Origin of the sequence: Allokutzneria oryzae (assembly GCF_042429765.1) — a bacterium.
Lineage (GTDB): Bacteria > Actinomycetota > Actinomycetes > Mycobacteriales > Pseudonocardiaceae > Allokutzneria > Allokutzneria oryzae.
The window spans coordinates 129,330-144,623 of record NZ_JBHLZU010000002.1 but is presented as its reverse complement, the minus strand read 5'-3'; the positions used below and the strand labels follow the sequence as shown (position 1 = coordinate 144,623).

Genomic DNA, 15,294 nt, shown 5'->3' with positions numbered 1-15,294 from the left:
CGCCGTGCACAACCCGCCCGCGCCCCCGAAGATCCACTCGATCGGGTTAACCGGCGGGCGTGGCCGCGGCGAGCCGGTAGCCCACCCCGCGCACCGTCTCGATGAGGTCCGGTCTGCCGAGCTTGGTGCGCAGCGTGGCCACGTGCACGTCCAGTGTGCGGTTCACCCCGGACCAGGTGCGGCCCCACACCTCGGAGATGATCCGCTCCCTCGTGCACACCGAGCCGCGCGCGGCGACCAGCAGCGCCAGCATCTGGAACTCCTTGCGGGACAACGCGATCGCCTCCCCCGCGACCCGAACCTCGTGCCGGTTGAGGTGCACCTCGACGTCGCCGAGCTTGACCACGTCGTCGGTCCCGGCGTGCCCCCGGCGGCGGCGCACCGCCTGCACCCTGGCCATCAGCTCACCGACGTCGTAGGGCTTGACGAGGTAGTCGTCGGCCCCGGCGTGCAGGCCGAGGATCCGGTCGTCGACCTCCCCGCGCGCGGAGACCACGATGATCGCCACGTCGCTGGCCGCCCGGATCGCGCGGCACAGCGCCACGCCGTCCACATCGGGCAGTCCGAGGTCCAGTAAGACCACGTCCACTTCGGACAGGCTCTCCAGGACTCCCTTTCCTCCCGGCAATCGCGATACCGTCATCCCACGCCTGGTGAGCGCCGGTTCCAGCGCCTCCGCGACGCGGTCGTCGTCCTCGACGAGCAGTACCCGCACGGGTGGTACCTCCCTTGAGCCGGTGCGACTCATCCGTGACAGAGTTGAGACCCTAAGTCTTGCTCAACCAATCTGGACTGGTGTGGGCGACCACACCTAGGTTTCCGCCAACTGAACCACCCTTGTCTACGAGGAGCACCGATGACCGCAGCTGCCCACACTCCGCCGATGATCCGCATGGCGGGCGTGGACAAGTTCTTCGGTCCGCTGCACGTACTCAAGGACATCAACATCGAGGTGCCCAAGGGCCAGGTGGTGGTGGTACTCGGTCCGTCGGGCTCTGGCAAGTCCACGCTGTGCCGGACCATCAACCGCCTCGAACCGATCGACACCGGCGACATCGAGGTCGACGGCAAGCGGCTGCCCGACGAGGGCAAGGCGCTCGCCGCGCTGCGCGCCGACGTCGGCATGGTCTTCCAGCAGTTCAACCTCTTCGCGCACAAGAGCATCATCGAGAACGTGATGCTGGCGCCGATGAAGGTGCGCGGCGTGAAGGAGGCCGAGGCGCGCAAGCTCGCCCAGCAGCTGCTGGAGCGGGTCGGCATCGCCAACCAGGCCGACAAGTACCCGGCCCAGCTCTCCGGCGGCCAGCAGCAGCGGGTGGCCATCGCCCGCGCGCTGGCGATGAAGCCGAAGGTGATGCTCTTCGACGAGCCCACCTCGGCGCTGGACCCGGAGATGGTCAACGAGGTCCTCGACGTGATGACCACGCTGGCCAAGGAGGGCATGACCATGCTCGTGGTCACCCACGAGATGGGCTTCGCCCGCAAGGCCGCCGACCGCGTGGTGTTCATGGCCGACGGCGAGATCGTCGAGGACACCACCCCCGAGCAGTTCTTCACCGCCCCCAGCTCCGACCGAGCCAAGGACTTTCTCGGCAAGATCCTGCCGCACTGACCATCCTGTTACCACGCGGGACGCGGGCGGCGTCCGAGAAGTCAGCCAAGTCGAAAGAAGGAAGCACATGCGTTTCAGCAAGGGACTGCGGGTCGGCGCGGCGGTGGCCGCGCTCGCCGTGCTGGCGGCCTGTGGTGGCGGCAACGGCGGCAGCGGCAGCGGGGGCGGCAACGGCCTGGTGGACCGGGCCAAGAGCGGCAAGCTCGTCGTCGGCATCAAGTTCGACCAGCCCGGCATGGGCCTGAAGACGCCGACCGGCTACACGGGCTTCGACGTGGACGTCGCCAAGTACATCGCCAAGGAGCTCGGCGTCGAGGAGTCGGGCATCACCTGGAAGGAAGCGCCCTCCGCGCAGCGGGAGAACCTGCTGGAGAAGGGGGACGTCGACATGATCACGGCCACCTACTCCATCACCGAGGACCGCAAGAAGAAGGTGAACTTCGCCGGGCCGTACCTGACCCCGGGCCAGGACCTGCTGGTGCGCGCCAACGACACCAGCATCACCGGGCCGGAGTCCCTCAACGGCAAGAAGCTGTGCTCGGTCAAGGGCTCCACCTCGGCCAAGGCGGTCAAGGACAAGTTCGCCCAGCAGGCGCAGCTGCAGGAGTACGGCGGCTACTCGGAGTGCCTGAGCGGCCTGGAGAGCGGCGCCATCGACGCCGTCTCCACCGACGACTCCATCCTCGCCGGCTACGCCGCGGCCAACCCCGGCAAGTTCAAGCTGGTCGGCAAGCCCTTCACCAAGGAGCTGATCGGCGTCGGCCTGGCCAAGAGCGACACCGCGGGCCGGGACGCGGTGAACAAGGCGCTGGAGAAGATGATGACCTCCGGTGCCTGGAAGACCGCGCTGGAGAAGAACCTCGACAAGTCGGGCTACAAGATCCCCGAGCCGCCGCAGATCACCGAGAAGTGACGCGGTAGAGGATCGAGTCGCGGCGCGCCGGACGACCTTGTCCGGCGCGCCGCCCCGGTTGCGGACCTAGGAGAACTCACACCGTGGACCTGTTGAGCGAGTACGACGTGCTCGGCGCGTTCTGGGTCACCGTGCAACTCACCTTCTACTCGGCGGTGGGCGCACTGATCTGGGGCACCATCCTTGCGGGCATGCGGGTCAGCCCCGTGCCGCTGATGCGCGGCATCGGCACCGTGTACGTGAACGTGGTGCGCAACACCCCGCTCACCCTGATCATCATGGGCACCTCGCTCGGCCTGTACTCGACGTTGGGCGTCGTGCTCACCACGAAGTCCGACAAGGACCTGACGTTCCTGGCCACCAACAACTTCTGGCTGGCCGTGCTCGGGTTCGTCGCCTACACCGGCACCTTCGTCTGCGAGTCGCTGCGCTCGGGCATCAACACGGTCCCGGTCGGCCAGGCCGAGGCGGCGCGGGCGCTGGGCCTGAAGTTCACCCAGACCCTGGGCATCGTGGTGCTGCCGCAGGCCTTCCGCGCGGTGATCGCCCCGCTGGCCAGCGTGCTGATCGCGCTGACCAAGAACACCACGGTGGCCAGCGCCATCGGGGTGGCCGAGGCGGCGGCCCTGATGGCGAGCATGATCGAGTTCAACTCGCAGTACCTGTTCGTGATCTTCGGGATCATCGCGCTCGGCTTCGTGATCCTGACCCTGCCCACCGGCCTGTTGCTCGGCATGGTGGCCAAGAAGGTGGCGGTGAAGCGGTGAGCGCGCCCTCGGTCCTCTACGACGCCCCCGGCCCGAAGGCCAAGGCGCGCAACGTCGTCTACACGGTGGTGTTCGGCATCGCGCTGGCCGCCGTGGTGTGGCTGGTCGTCTCAGCGCTGGCGGACAAGGGCCAGTTCGACGGCGCGAAGTGGTCGCCGTTCCTCCTGGGCAGCACCTGGACGCAGTACCTGGTCCCCGGCCTGGGCAACACGCTGCTCGCCGCCGGGCTCGCGATCGTGATCGCGCTGCCGATCGGCTTCGTCTTCGGCATCGCCCGGCTCTCCGAGCACGCCTGGATCCGGGTCCCGGCCGGTGCGCTGGTGGAGTTCTTCCGCGCACTGCCGGTGCTGATCCTGATGATCTTCGCCAACGAGTTCTTCTCCCGGTTCATGGACGTGGACCGGGACGTGCGCCCGCTGGCCGCGGTGGTCACCGGCCTGGTGCTCTACAACGCCTCGGTGCTCGCCGAGGTGGTGCGGGCGGGCATCCTGTCGCTGCCGAAGGGCCAGACCGAGGCCTCGCTCGCGCTGGGCATGCGCAAGGGCCAGACGATGCGGATCATCCTGCTGCCGCAGGCGATCACCGCGATGCTCCCGGCGATCGTCAGCCAGCTCGTGGTGATCCTCAAGGACAGCGCGCTCGGCGGCGCACTCGTCGGGTTCGCGGAGCTGTTCGCCCAGTACCGCTACATCTCCAACAACTACAACAACCTCATCCCGACGCTGATCGTCATCGGGACCATCTACATCGTGATCAACACGCTGCTCACCACCTTCGCCTCCTGGCTGGAGAAGCGCCTGTCGCGCAGGGGCCGTCCGACGGTCGGCGGGGGCATGGTCGAGGAGCAGGCGCCGGGTATGGAGGTCACCGGTATGCGCACCGGCGGAAACACGGGAGGTGGCACCCTCTAGGGTGCTCTGGACCCGGTACGACCCGCGAGGGGGAGAAATGCCCATGCATCGTCGGTCCGCAGTGGCTGCGGCGGTCGTGATGGGGGTTCTCCCCCTCGCGGCGTGTGGTGGTGGTTCGGCCGAGACGCCACCACCCACCGAGGCTCCGAGGACCTCGGTCACCGACGACGGCTCCGGCTCGCCGACGATCGACAAGATCAGACAGAACGGCCGCCTGCTGATGGGCACCACCGACAGCCTGCCCGGGGTGTCGCTGCAGGACCAGGGCACCGGCAAGTACTCCGGCTTCGACACCCAGATCTCGGTGGCCATCGCCAAGGCGTTCGGCCTCAAGGACGCCGACCCGGTGCGCTACCGCTCGGCGAGCCCGGAGACCCGGCTGAACTCGCTGCGCAGCGGCGACGTCGACCTGGTGGTCGGCGCGATCAAGACCAACCAGCCGCAGCCGCAGATCGCCTTCGTCGGCCCCTACCTGAAGGTCGCCCAGGACCTGCTGGTCCGCTCGGACAGCGGCATCACCACCTCAGCGCAGCTGGCCGACAAGCCGGTCTGCGTGGTGGCCGAGACCGGCGCCGCGCAGAAGCTGAAGGCGGCGCGGGTCACCCAGAACGTGGTCGAGGAGAACCTGGGCACCCGCTGCGTCGAGGCGCTCCAGGCGGGCAAGGTCTCGGCGTTCTCCGCCGACGACGCGGTGCTGCGCGGCTACGCGGGCACCTCCAACGGCGCGCTGAAGGTCCTGGGCGTCAAGCTGACCGACGAGGGCTACTACATCGGTGTCCCGTCGCGGGACAAGGAGCTGCGCCGCCAGCTGGAAGCGATGCTGAAGAAGGCCTTCGAGGACGGCTCCTGGGCGAAGATGTACGGCGCGGTCTACGGCACCTCGGAACCCGCCCCGACCCCGCCGGTCCTGAGCCCGGCACCGGTGACCACCACGCCGTCAACGCCCGCCCAGACGACCACCACCGCGCCCCCGCGCTAGGTTCTCCACGTTTTGTAGGCTTAACGCGATTTGGGAGCGCTCTCTTTCCCGTTATGCGTACAAAACGCTGGTTTTCCACCTCGTCACTACACCGCCGCGGTCGGGTCACTGAGCACACCGGCACCACGAACTTCGCCGCCGCCACCCCATGCTCCGGCCAGGAGCCAGCGCGGTGTGACTTCGCGTTTTGTCACCTTGTTGTCCGATGAGAGCGCTCTTTTTCGCAACAAGGTGACAAAACGCGAGAAACAGCGGGCGAGGGTGGCTTTCGCACGCGCCGGGGTCCCCCCCACTTCAAGCGTGGTGGAGAAGGGCGCGGGAGGACAAGTGCTGGGCGGGCGTGGGTGGATGTCGTGTCACGCCCGCGTCGGCGCGACCGCGAGACGGTGTGGTCACGAGAAGGCAACGGGCGTGAGTGGCCACTGCGGCATTCGGCGTGGTCGGCGCGAATGCCGCAGTGGGTTCGTCACTTCTTGCGGCGGAACAGGCGTTGGAGCGGGTCGTAGCGGCGGTCGGCCACCCGTTCCTTCAGCGGGATCAGGGCGTTGTCGGTGATCTGGATGTTCTCCGGGCAGACGTCCGTGCAGCACTTGGTGATGTTGCAGAAACCGAGGCCGTGGTCCGCTTGTGCCGTCTCCACGCGGTCCTCGGTGTCCAGGGGGTGCATCTCCAGCTCCGAGATGCGCATGAGGAACCTGGGGCCGGAGTAGGCCTGCTTGTTCTCCTCGTGGTCACGGACCACGTGGCAGACGTTCTGGCACAGGAAGCACTCGATGCACTTGCGGAACTCCTGCGAGCGCTCCACGTCCACCTGCTGCATGCGGTACTCACCCGGTTTGAGGTCCTCCGGCGGTTTGAAGGACGGGACCTCCCGCGCCTTGATGTAGTTGTAGGACACGTCCGTCACCAGGTCGCGGATCACCGGGAACGTCCTCAGCGGCGTCACCGTGATCGTCTCGTCCTCGGCGAAGGTGGACATGCGGGTCATGCACAGCAGGCGCGGGCGGCCGTTGATCTCCGCCGAGCACGAGCCGCACTTGCCCGCCTTGCAGTTCCACCGCACCGCGAGGTCCGGCGCCTGGGTCGCCTGGAGCCGGTGGATGATGTCGAGCACGACCTCGCCCTCGTTGACCTCCACGACGAAGTCGCCGAGGTCCCCGCCTTCGGCGTCGCCGCGCCAGATGCGGAAGTTCGCCTTGTAGCTCATGGAAGCTCCCGGTGTCCGGACAGTTCCTCGTCGGTGTAGTACTTCTGCAGCTCGCCGCGCTCGAAGAGGTCGAGCAGGTCCGGCCGCATCGGCGGCTGCGGCAGGCTGGTCACGCTGACGCCGTCGCCGTCCGCCTCGCACCGCAGCAACTGCTTGCGCCACAACGGCTCCATGCCCGGGTAGTCGTCGCGGGTGTGGCCGCCGCGGCTCTCGGTGCGCAGCAGCGCGGCCTTCGCGACGCACTCGCTGACCAGGATCATGTTGCGCAGGTCGATCGCCAGGTGCCAGCCGGGGTTGAACTGGCGGTGCCCCTCGACAGCGGCGTTGCGGGCGCGGACCTTCAGCTGCGCCAGCTTCTCCAGCGCCTGCTCGATCTCGCCGCCCTTGCGGATGATGCCGACGAGGTCGTTCATCGACTGCTGGAGCTCGGTGTGCACCGTGTACGGGTTCTCGACCTCGCCGCCGTCGGCCGCGTTGAACGGAGCCTGCGCCCACTGCGCCGCACTGTCCACATCGGACTTCCGGATCTCCGGCCGCCTGCCGAGCCCGTCCACATAGGACGCGGCGCCGAGGCCCGCCCTGCGCCCGAACACCAGCAGGTCCGACAGCGAGTTGCCACCGAGCCGGTTCGAGCCGTGCATGCCGCCAGCGACCTCACCGGCGGCGAACAGCCCTGGCACGCTCGACTGCGCCGTGTCCGGGTCCACCTCGACGCCACCCATGACGTAGTGGCAGGTGGGGCCGACCTCCATCGGCTCCGCCGTGATGTCGACGTCGGCCAGCTCCTTGAACTGGTGGTGCATCGACGGCAGCCTGCGGCGGATCTCCTCGGCGGGCAGCCGGGTCGAGACGTCGAGGAAGACACCGCCGTGCGGGGTGCCACGCCCCGCCTTGACCTCGGAGTTGATCGCGCGGGCGACCTCGTCGCGGGGCAGCAGCTCCGGCGGGCGCCGGTTGTTGTCCGGGTCGGTGTACCAGCGGTCGGCCTCGGCCTCGTTGTCGGCGTACTTGTCCTTGAACACCTCGGGGATGTAGTCGAACATGAACCGGCGGCCCTCGGAGTTGCGCAGCACGCCACCGTCACCGCGAACCGACTCGGTGACCAGGATGCCCTTCACGCTGGGCGGCCAGACCATGCCGGTCGGGTGGAACTGGACGAACTCCATGTTGATCAGGCTGGCCCCCGCGCGCAGGGCGAGCGCGTGGCCGTCGCCGGTGTACTCCCAGGAGTTCGAGGTCACCTTGAAGGACTTGCCGATCCCGCCCGTTGACAGCACCACGGCGGGCGCCTCGAAGAGCACGAACCTGCCCGTCTCGCGCCAGTAGCCGAACGCGCCCGCGATCGCGTCGCCGTCCTTGAGCAGCTCGGTGACGGTGCACTCGGCGAAGACCCGCAGGCGCGCCTCGTGGTCGCCGGTGTCGCGGAAGTCCTGCTGCTGCAAGGAGACGATCTGCTGCTGGAGGCTGCGGATCAGTTCGAGCCCGGTGCGGTCGCCGACGTGCGCGAGCCTGGGGTACTCGTGCCCGCCGAAGTTGCGCTGGCTGATCCTGCCGTCCTTGGTGCGGTCGAACAGCGCGCCGTAGGTCTCCAGCTCCCACACGCGGTCCGGGGCCTCACGCGCGTGCAGCTCGGCCATGCGCCAGTTGTTGAGGAACTTCCCGCCGCGCATCGTGTCGCGGAAGTGGACCTGCCAGGTGTCCCGGGAGTTCACGTTGCCCATCGCCGCGGCGATGCCGCCCTCGGCCATCACGGTGTGCGCCTTGCCGAACAGCGACTTGCACACGACCGCGACGCGCTTGCCCTGTTCCCGCGCCTCGATCGCCGCCCGCAGCCCGGCTCCACCGGCACCGATCACCACGACGTCGTAGGCGTGGCGCTCGATCTCAGTCATAGAAGCAAAACCCTCGCTCTTCAGTTGAACAACCGCAGGTCCGTGAGCACACCGCTGGCCACGAGCGCCACGTAGAGGTCGGCGAGCCCGACGGAGATCAACGAGGCCCAGGCGAGCTGCATGTGCTTGCCGTTGAGCTTGGAGACCAGCGTCCAGAGCCGGTACCGGACCGGGTGGCGGGAGAAGTGGGTCAGCTTGCCGCCGACGATGTGCCTGCACGAGTGGCAGGACAGGGTGTACGACCAGATCAGCGCGACGTTGATCACCAGGATCACCGTGCCGAGCCCGATGCCGAAGCCCCCGTCGGTGCCCTTGAAGGCGATCACCGCGTCGTAGGTGAGCACGCTCGCGACCGGGATCGCCGCGTAGAAGAAGTACCGGTGCAGGTTCTGCATCACCAGCGGGAACCGTCGCTCACCGGTGTACTTCGCGTGCGGTTCTGCCACCGCGCACGCGGGCGGGGACAGCCAGAACGAGCGGTAGTAGGCCTTGCGGTAGTAGTAGCAGGTGAACCGGAACCCGAGCACGAACGGCAGCACGAACAGCGGTGGCGTGATCAGGAAACCCAGGTCCGGGAACCACCTGCCGAAGTGCGCGGCTCCCTCGACGCAGACCTCGGACAGGCACGGCGAGTAGAACGGCGCGAGGTAGTTGTACTGCGGTACCCAGTAGTTCGCGTTGGAGAAGGTGCGGACCAGACCGTAGACGACGAACGCCGTCAGGCCCATGAAGGTCAACAACGGCGACAGCCACCACCGGTCGGTGCGAAGCGTGCGCGCCTCGATGCGCGCCCGGCCGGTGGGGCCGGTTGAAGCGGTCATAGTGTCCTCGGTTTGGCGCGGTCGGAACCAGCCCTACGGACGGCCGGTTCCGACCGCGGACCGAACACTCACCGGCCGTGCGGGCGATAACCTCCGACGCCTTCGTCGTCCGCGCCGTCCCACAGCTGTGGGTCGTACGGCGTGTCCGGCACGACGACCATCTCGGCCTGTCGTGGCATGGGGGCGAGCCGCCCGCCGGCGAGCTCGGCGGCGTCGATCTCAAGCCGCTCGATGTCGTTCGCGATGCGTCGCACGGCGGGGGTGTCGCCGTACCGCCCACGGAGAGCGGACAGCGTCTGGCGCAGCTCGTCGATGGTGCGTTGAAGGGCGGTCAGTTCCGTGTTCGGCATGCCGAACACCTCCGTCGGCGCATCGTGGTGGTGGCCAGACTCTGCACCCGCCCACCCCCGTGTGACAAGGGACACACGCCGTGAACCCCCATTGATCGCAACGGTGATGAGGATCACGCTCAAGGGGGCTCGTCGTCGCGTCAAGAGAGTGACCTGCGGCACAGCGTTTTCGCAACCGGGATGTCAACCTTCTGGATCGTTTTTGTAGTTACGTCCGTGTGACCGATAGAGTGTGAGGTCTGTCGCACCCGAGTGGCGCCATCGTCGTCGTCAACCGGCCGAAGTCCCGTTTTCGAGTCCGTGACAACGACGAGGAGAGCACCGTGACGGCACCCCTGAACCGGGTGATCGCCGAAGTGACCGAACGCATCGTCGCTCGCAGCGAGCCCACCCGCTCCGCGTACCTGCGCAAGATCGCCGCCGCGGCCTCCGAGGGCCCCGCCCGCGGCGCGCTGGGCTGTAGCAACTTCGCCCACGGCTACGCGGGCTGCGTCGGCGAGGACAAGCAGGCCCTGCGTGAGCTGCGCGGCGCCAACGTCGCGATCGTCTCGTCGTACAACGACATGCTCTCCGCGCACCAGCCGCTGGCCGAGTACCCGGACTGGCTGAAGGACTCGATCCGCGCCGCGGGCGGGGTCGCCCAGTTCGCCGGTGGCGTGCCCGCGATGTGCGACGGCATCACCCAGGGCCGGGCCGGCATGGAGATGTCGCTGTTCAGCCGCGAGGTGGTCGCGATGGCCACCGGCGTCGCGCTGGCGCACGACATGTTCGACGCCGCGCTGCTGCTCGGCGTCTGCGACAAGATCGTGCCCGGCCTGATGATCGCCGCGCTGTCCTTCGGGCACCTGCCGACGATGCTGGTCCCGGCAGGGCCGATGGCATCGGGCCTGCCCAACAACGAGAAGAGCCGCATCCGCCAGCTCTTCGCCGAGGGCCGCGCTGACCGCAAGAACCTGCTGGACGCCGAGTCCGCCTCCTACCACTCCCCAGGAACCTGCACGTTCTACGGGACGGCGAACTCCAACCAGCTGGTCATGGAGGTCATGGGCATGCACCTGCCCGGCTCCAGCTTCGTCGCGCCGAACACCGACCTGCGCCGCGCGCTGACCGAGCACGCCGGGCGCAGGGTGCTGGAGATGACCCGCGACGGCGGCGAGTTCACACCGGTCGGTGAGCTCGTCGACGAGCGGGTCGTGGTCAACGGCGTGGTCGCGCTGCTGGCGACGGGCGGCTCCACCAACCACACCATGCACCTGGTCGCGATCGCCGCGGCCGCCGGGATCAAGCTCACCTGGGACGACTTCTCCGACCTCTCGTCGGTGGTCCCGCTGCTGACCCGCGTCTACCCCAACGGCTCGGCCGACATCAACCACTTCCACGCGGCGGGCGGCGTGCCGTTCCTGGTCGGCCAGCTTCTCGACGCCGGGCTGGTGCACCGCGACGTCAGGACCGTCGCCGGGTTCGGCCTGGACCGCTACCGCCAGCAGCCGGAGCTGACCGACGGTGAGCTGCGCTGGGTCGACGCGCCGGCGGCCAGCGGCGACGAGTCCGTGCTCCGCCCGCACACCAAGCCCTTCGCGGCCGACGGCGGCCTGCGCGTGCTGCACGGCAACCTGGGCAACGCGGTGATCAAGGTGTCGGCGGTGAAGCCCGAGCACCGCGTCGTGCTCGCGCCCGCCCGCGTGTTCACCGACCAGGCGCAGTTCAGCGCCGCGTTCCGAGCCGGGGAGTTCACCGGCGACATGGTCGTGGTGCTGCGCAACCAGGGCCCGCGCGCCAACGGCATGCCGGAGCTGCACGGGCTGACCCCGTCGCTGGGTGTGTTGCAGGACAAGGGGTTCAAGGTCGCCCTGGTGACCGACGGCCGGATGTCGGGCGCCTCCGGCAAGATCCCCGCGGCCATCCAGGTGACGCCGGAGGCGGCGGCGGGCGGCCTGCTCGCCAAGGTGCGCGACGGCGACATGGTCCGGCTGGACGCCGAGAACGGCGTGCTGGAGGTGCTCGTCGGCGACGCAGAGCTGGCCTCCAGGGAGGTCGTGGACGGACCGCCGAGCGACGACGAGTGGGTCGGCACCGGGCGTGAGCTGTTCACCGCGCTGCGGCGCGCCGTCGGCCCGGCCGACCAGGGCGCGGTCGCCTTCGGCACGATGGACCAGGACGAGAAGCGAGTGGAGGTTCCCCGGTGACGGTGTCGAAGGTACTGGGAGCGCACGACCTGCTTGAGATCTCCCCCGTGGTACCGGTGGTGGTCGTCGACGACGAGGCGCACGCGGTACCGCTGGCGAAGGCGTTGCTGCGCGGCGGGATCGGCATCATCGAGGTCACCCTGCGCACCCCGGCGGCGCTGCCCGCGATCGAGCGGATCGCCGAGGAGGTCCCGGAGATCGTGCTCGGCGCGGGCACGGTGACGGCCCCGGAGCACGCGGCGAAGTCCGCGGCGGCGGGTGCGCGCTTCCTGGTCACCCCGGGCACCACGGACACGCTGCTGGCCGCGGCCAGGGACACCGGCCTGCCGCTGCTGCCAGGCGCGGCCACCGTCTCGGAGGCGATGCGCCTTGCCGAGCAGGGCGTTGAGGCGCTGAAGTTCTTCCCCGCCGAGCCCAGTGGCGGCGCGGGCTTCCTGAAGGCCCTCGGCGGGCCGCTGCCGCACCTGCGGTTCTGCCCGACCGGCGGCATCACCCCGGAGAGCGCGCCGAAGTACCTGGCGCTGCCGAACGTGGGCTGTGTCGGCGGCTCCTGGCTGACGCCGAAGGAGGCGGTGCTCGCGGGTGACTGGGGCGCGATCGAGGCTCTGGCCCGCGAAGCCGCCGGGCTGCGCTGACGGACCGCATCGCCCCGCGCGCGGTGACCTTCAAGCCGGAGCCACCCGCGCGGGGCGCGGGGAGCCACCGTCCGGTAGCGGCCTCGAAAACCGGGGCCGTGGCGGGGCCGCGGTAGCAGCCGCCAGGGCTCCGGGAAGACGTTGCGGTGGCAGGGGCTGAGGCTGATGTGTCCAGCCTCAGCCGTCCCACCCAAGTCCCGTGATGAAGGCCGCCGGCTGTCAGGCGGGGCGAACCAGGTGCAGCGCCTCGGGAATCGAGTCCGCGACGGGCACTCCGGTGGCCTCAAGGGAGGCGCGGTTCATCACGCCGGTGGTGACGAGCACGCACCGCGTGCCGACCTGTGCGGCGGCGAACGCGTCGTCGACCACGTCCCCGATGAGCACGACGTCGGCGGGGTCGAGCCGCTGCGCCTCGACGTGGTGCGCCAGGTGGTCGGCCTTGGAGTCGCCGCCGACCTCGGTGCGCAGGCCGTCGACGCGCTGGAAGAGGTCGACGAGCCCGAACTCGGTGATCAGCGGGACGAGCTGGGCGTGGAACCACATGGACAGCAGAGACTGGGTGCGCCCGGCGTCCCGCCACTCGTGCAGCAGGTCGGGAACACCGTCGGCGAGCCCGCACGTGTGCAGCAGCTGGTCATAGCGCTCGTGGTACAGCCGGTCGATGCGAGCCCAGTCGTCTAGGCTGAGCGGCCGTTCGAGCACGCGCTCGTAGCACTGGAGCAGCGGGCGGCTGAACAGGCCGCGCCACTCGTCCAGGGTGAGCGCTTGGCGGCCGAACCCAGCGCAGACATCGTTCACGGCGGCGAGCACCGCGTCGTTGTCGTTGAGCAGCGTGCCGTTCCAGTCCCACACGATGTGCTTGGCGCCCAGCGCCGTCCCAAGGCTCGTCACTGGTCAAACCCTAGGCAACCCGGCTGGCACCCCCAACGCGATTTCCCCCACGCCCTGAGGTCGTGGTGACCGCCGTGCGACCTCGCCTGCGCGGTTCGCTGTTCCCCGAGTTCCTCGACGCCAACAAGCCTCGCATCGTCGACATGGAGGAGACGCGGCGCTGCGAACGGACCGGGATCCACGACGCGGGACCCTCGGGAAAGCCGTCACCGGGGCACTGCGACGCTGGCGAGGTGGGACTGCTCGCCCCGCCCCTACTCGTCGAGCAGGGTGGTCTCCTCGCCCGCCGCGCGGAGCTCCTCGCGCACCACGCGGTAGGCCATGCCCTCGGAGTAGCCCTTGCGCGCCAGCATGCCGACCAGGCGGCGGACGCGGGCCAGCTCGTCTACGCGCATCACCGAGGGGATCTTGCGGCGGACCAGGGCGCGGGCGCGCTCCTCCTCCGCCTCGCTGTCCACAGTAGACGCCGCATCGGCCGCCGTCTCGGAGTCGACGCCCTTGCGGCGCAGCTCCGCGACCAGGGCGCGCTTGGCCATGCCCTGGTGGGTGTGCCGCGAACGCACCCACAGCTCGGCGAAGGCGGCGTCGTCGACCAGCTTGAGGTCGCTGTAGCGGTCGAGCACCGCCGCGATCACGTCCTCCGGGATCTCCTTGCGCCGCAACGCCTGTTCGAGCTCGACGCGGGTGCGGGGGCGCACCGTGAGCAGCCGCAGGCAGATCTCGCGGGCCTGCTCGACCGGATCGCGCGGGGCCTGCTCGCGGGGCGCCCGCTCACGCGCCTCGGTGTCGCCGCGACGGCGGGAGCGGCCGGAACCGCCCGCGCGGGAGGACCGACCTTCTGGCCGAGTCATGGGGGATCACCCTGTTCTCGACGGGACCTGACGGGATCCGGCAGGACCTGCCGGGTCGCGGTGGGAGCGGGGACCGCCCCTCCGGCCGGGATGCCTGCGCGCCCCGGCCGGGAGAGGACGTGGTCACCGCCCGCGGCTCAGAACTCGACCGGCGCGGGCGCCGCTTCCTCGCCCTCCGCGACGGCCGGGCCGATGTTGAGCTTCTCCTTGATGCGCTTCTCGATCTCGTTGGCGACGTCGGGGTTCTCCCGCATGAACTTGCGGGCGTTCTCCTTGCCCTGCCCGAGCTGGTCGCCCTCGTAGGTGTACCAGGCGCCGGACTTGCGGATGATCCCCTGGTCGACACCCATGTCGATCAGGGAGCCCTCGCGGCTGATGCCCTGGCCGTAGAGGATGTCGAACTCCGCCTGCTTGAACGGCGGGGCCATCTTGTTCTTCACGATCTTGACCCTGGTGCGGTTGCCGACGGCGTCGGTGCCCTCCTTCAGGGTCTCGATGCGGCGCACGTCCAGGCGCACCGAGGCGTAGAACTTCAGCGCCTTGCCACCCGTGGTGGTCTCGGGGCTGCCGAACATCACGCCGATCTTCTCGCGGAGCTGGTTGATGAAGATCGCCGTGGTGCCGGAGTTGTTCAGCGCGCTGGTCATCTTCCGCAGCGCCTGGCTCATCAGCCGGGCCTGCAGGCCGACGTGGCTGTCACCCATCTCGCCCTCGATCTCCGCGCGCGGCACCAGGGCCGCGACGGAGTCGATGACCAGGATGTCCAGCGCGCCGGAGCGCACCAGCATGTCGGCGATCTCCAGCGCCTGCTCACCGGTGTCCGGCTGGGACACCAGCAGGGCGTCGGTGTCCACGCCGAGCGCCTTGGCGTACTCGGGGTCCAGCGCGTGCTCCGCGTCGATGAACGCGGCGATGCCGCCCGCGCGCTGGGCGTTGGCCACCGCGTGCAGGGCGACGGTGGTCTTACCGGAGGACTCCGGACCGTAGACCTCGATGACGCGGCCCTTGGGCAGGCCGCCGATGCCCAACGCCACGTCCAGTGCGATGGAGCCGGTGGGGATCACCGCGACCGGTGGCCGGGTGTCCTCACCCAGGCGCATCACCGATCCCTTGCCGAACTGCTTGTCGATCTGGGCCAGGGCAAGCTCGAGAGCCTTGTCCCGGTCGGGTGCTACCGCTGCCATGGGCTTCCTGCCTTGCTTCACTGCCTCGCCTTTAGCCGTCAGATGGGGCCCTGAGCCGGGTCGGGGACGACGCTACGGCGTAGGTCTGACAGTCC

At 69.3% G+C, this 15,294-nt stretch carries 15 protein-coding genes; 7 read left to right on the top strand and 8 right to left on the bottom strand.

What is annotated here, in order from left to right:
- Positions 1-46 precede the first annotated feature (46 nt).
- Complete coding sequence (locus tag ACFFQA_RS01045) at positions 47-715, bottom strand: response regulator transcription factor (protein ID WP_377849596.1); 669 nt, start codon at positions 713-715, stop codon at positions 47-49.
- A 168-nt stretch (positions 716-883) separates the two neighbouring features.
- On the opposite strand from ACFFQA_RS01045, the gene ACFFQA_RS01040 reads away from it, so the two are divergent.
- The 5 genes from ACFFQA_RS01040 to ACFFQA_RS01020 all read left to right on the top strand — a co-directional run bounded on the left by ACFFQA_RS01040 (position 884) and on the right by ACFFQA_RS01020 (position 5,182).
- Entirely contained in the window at positions 884-1,612 is a 729-nt protein-coding gene (locus ACFFQA_RS01040; protein ID WP_377850191.1) for an amino acid ABC transporter ATP-binding protein, read from the top strand.
- Positions 1,613-1,679: 67 nt separating this feature from the next.
- On the top strand, positions 1,680-2,525 hold the full coding sequence (locus ACFFQA_RS01035) for a glutamate ABC transporter substrate-binding protein (protein ID WP_377849595.1): 846 nt from the start codon (positions 1,680-1,682) through the stop codon (positions 2,523-2,525).
- A gap of 83 nt (positions 2,526-2,608) precedes the next feature.
- Positions 2,609-3,292, top strand: coding sequence for an amino acid ABC transporter permease (locus tag ACFFQA_RS01030; RefSeq protein ID WP_377849594.1), 684 nt, complete (start codon positions 2,609-2,611; stop codon positions 3,290-3,292).
- Positions 3,289-4,203: an amino acid ABC transporter permease gene (locus tag ACFFQA_RS01025; RefSeq protein ID WP_377849593.1), complete on the top strand. Its 915-nt coding sequence runs from the start codon at positions 3,289-3,291 to the stop codon at positions 4,201-4,203. The genes ACFFQA_RS01030 and ACFFQA_RS01025 overlap by 4 nt, the downstream gene beginning before the upstream one ends.
- 79 nt (positions 4,204-4,282) lie before the next feature.
- Entirely contained in the window at positions 4,283-5,182 is a 900-nt protein-coding gene (locus tag ACFFQA_RS01020) for a transporter substrate-binding domain-containing protein (protein ID WP_377849592.1), read from the top strand.
- A 466-nt stretch (positions 5,183-5,648) separates the two neighbouring features.
- Here the strand turns inward: ACFFQA_RS01020 and ACFFQA_RS01015 are convergent, their stop codons facing one another.
- From ACFFQA_RS01015 to ACFFQA_RS01000, 4 genes are all read right to left on the bottom strand, one after another.
- Positions 5,649-6,389, bottom strand: a complete 741-nt coding sequence (locus tag ACFFQA_RS01015; RefSeq protein WP_377849591.1) for a succinate dehydrogenase/fumarate reductase iron-sulfur subunit — start codon at positions 6,387-6,389, stop codon at positions 5,649-5,651.
- Positions 6,386-8,281: a fumarate reductase/succinate dehydrogenase flavoprotein subunit gene (locus tag ACFFQA_RS01010; RefSeq protein WP_377849590.1), complete on the bottom strand. Its 1,896-nt coding sequence runs from the start codon at positions 8,279-8,281 to the stop codon at positions 6,386-6,388. Before ACFFQA_RS01010 ends, ACFFQA_RS01015 begins: the two co-directional genes overlap by 4 nt.
- 20 nt (positions 8,282-8,301) lie before the next feature.
- The gene (sdhC, locus tag ACFFQA_RS01005; RefSeq protein WP_377849589.1) at positions 8,302-9,102 is read right to left on the bottom strand and encodes a succinate dehydrogenase subunit SdhC; all 801 of its coding nucleotides are present in this window, start codon (positions 9,100-9,102) and stop codon (positions 8,302-8,304) included.
- 68 nt (positions 9,103-9,170) lie between these two features.
- On the bottom strand, positions 9,171-9,452 hold the full coding sequence (locus ACFFQA_RS01000; protein ID WP_377849588.1) for an Rv0250c family protein: 282 nt from the start codon (positions 9,450-9,452) through the stop codon (positions 9,171-9,173).
- A 323-nt stretch (positions 9,453-9,775) separates the two neighbouring features.
- Here ACFFQA_RS01000 and edd point away from each other — a divergent pair, with 323 nt between their 5' ends.
- Together edd and eda are read left to right on the top strand one after the other, a co-directional pair.
- The gene (gene edd, locus ACFFQA_RS00995; protein WP_377849587.1) at positions 9,776-11,638 is read left to right on the top strand and encodes a phosphogluconate dehydratase; all 1,863 of its coding nucleotides are present in this window, start codon (positions 9,776-9,778) and stop codon (positions 11,636-11,638) included.
- A 2-nt stretch (positions 11,639-11,640) separates the two neighbouring features.
- Positions 11,641-12,273 carry a bifunctional 4-hydroxy-2-oxoglutarate aldolase/2-dehydro-3-deoxy-phosphogluconate aldolase gene (gene eda, locus ACFFQA_RS00990; protein ID WP_377850190.1) on the top strand — a complete coding sequence of 211 codons (633 nt, stop codon included), beginning with the start codon at positions 11,641-11,643 and terminating at the stop codon, positions 12,271-12,273.
- Between the two features lie 219 nt (positions 12,274-12,492).
- Here the strand turns inward: eda and ACFFQA_RS00985 are convergent, their stop codons facing one another.
- The 3 genes from ACFFQA_RS00985 to recA form a co-directional block, all read right to left on the bottom strand.
- Positions 12,493-13,164 (bottom strand): HAD family hydrolase, encoded by a 672-nt coding sequence (locus tag ACFFQA_RS00985; protein WP_377849586.1) that lies wholly within the window; start codon positions 13,162-13,164, stop codon positions 12,493-12,495.
- 254 nt (positions 13,165-13,418) lie between these two features.
- Positions 13,419-14,015 carry a regulatory protein RecX gene (locus ACFFQA_RS00980; RefSeq protein WP_377849585.1) on the bottom strand — a complete coding sequence of 199 codons (597 nt, stop codon included), beginning with the start codon at positions 14,013-14,015 and terminating at the stop codon, positions 13,419-13,421.
- A 137-nt stretch (positions 14,016-14,152) separates the two neighbouring features.
- A complete protein-coding gene (gene recA / locus ACFFQA_RS00975; RefSeq protein WP_377849583.1) occupies positions 14,153-15,199 on the bottom strand; it encodes a recombinase RecA in 1,047 nt (348 codons plus the stop codon).
- Positions 15,200-15,294: the final 95 nt, after the last annotated feature.

Coding starts and splice junctions, on each gene's coding strand:
- ACFFQA_RS01020 (WP_377849592.1), top strand. CDS start 4,283: ATGGGGGTTCTCCCCCTCGCGGCGTGTGGTGGTGGTTCGGCCGAGACG.
- recA (WP_377849583.1), bottom strand. CDS start 15,199: ATGGCAGCGGTAGCACCCGACCGGGACAAGGCTCTCGAGCTTGCCCTG.
- ACFFQA_RS01010 (WP_377849590.1), bottom strand. CDS start 8,281: ATGACTGAGATCGAGCGCCACGCCTACGACGTCGTGGTGATCGGTGCC.
- ACFFQA_RS00980 (WP_377849585.1), bottom strand. CDS start 14,015: ATGACTCGGCCAGAAGGTCGGTCCTCCCGCGCGGGCGGTTCCGGCCGC.
- ACFFQA_RS01040 (WP_377850191.1), top strand. CDS start 884: ATGATCCGCATGGCGGGCGTGGACAAGTTCTTCGGTCCGCTGCACGTA.
- ACFFQA_RS01015 (WP_377849591.1), bottom strand. CDS start 6,389: ATGAGCTACAAGGCGAACTTCCGCATCTGGCGCGGCGACGCCGAAGGC.
- sdhC (WP_377849589.1), bottom strand. CDS start 9,102: ATGACCGCTTCAACCGGCCCCACCGGCCGGGCGCGCATCGAGGCGCGC.
- ACFFQA_RS01035 (WP_377849595.1), top strand. CDS start 1,680: ATGCGTTTCAGCAAGGGACTGCGGGTCGGCGCGGCGGTGGCCGCGCTC.
- ACFFQA_RS01000 (WP_377849588.1), bottom strand. CDS start 9,452: ATGCCGAACACGGAACTGACCGCCCTTCAACGCACCATCGACGAGCTG.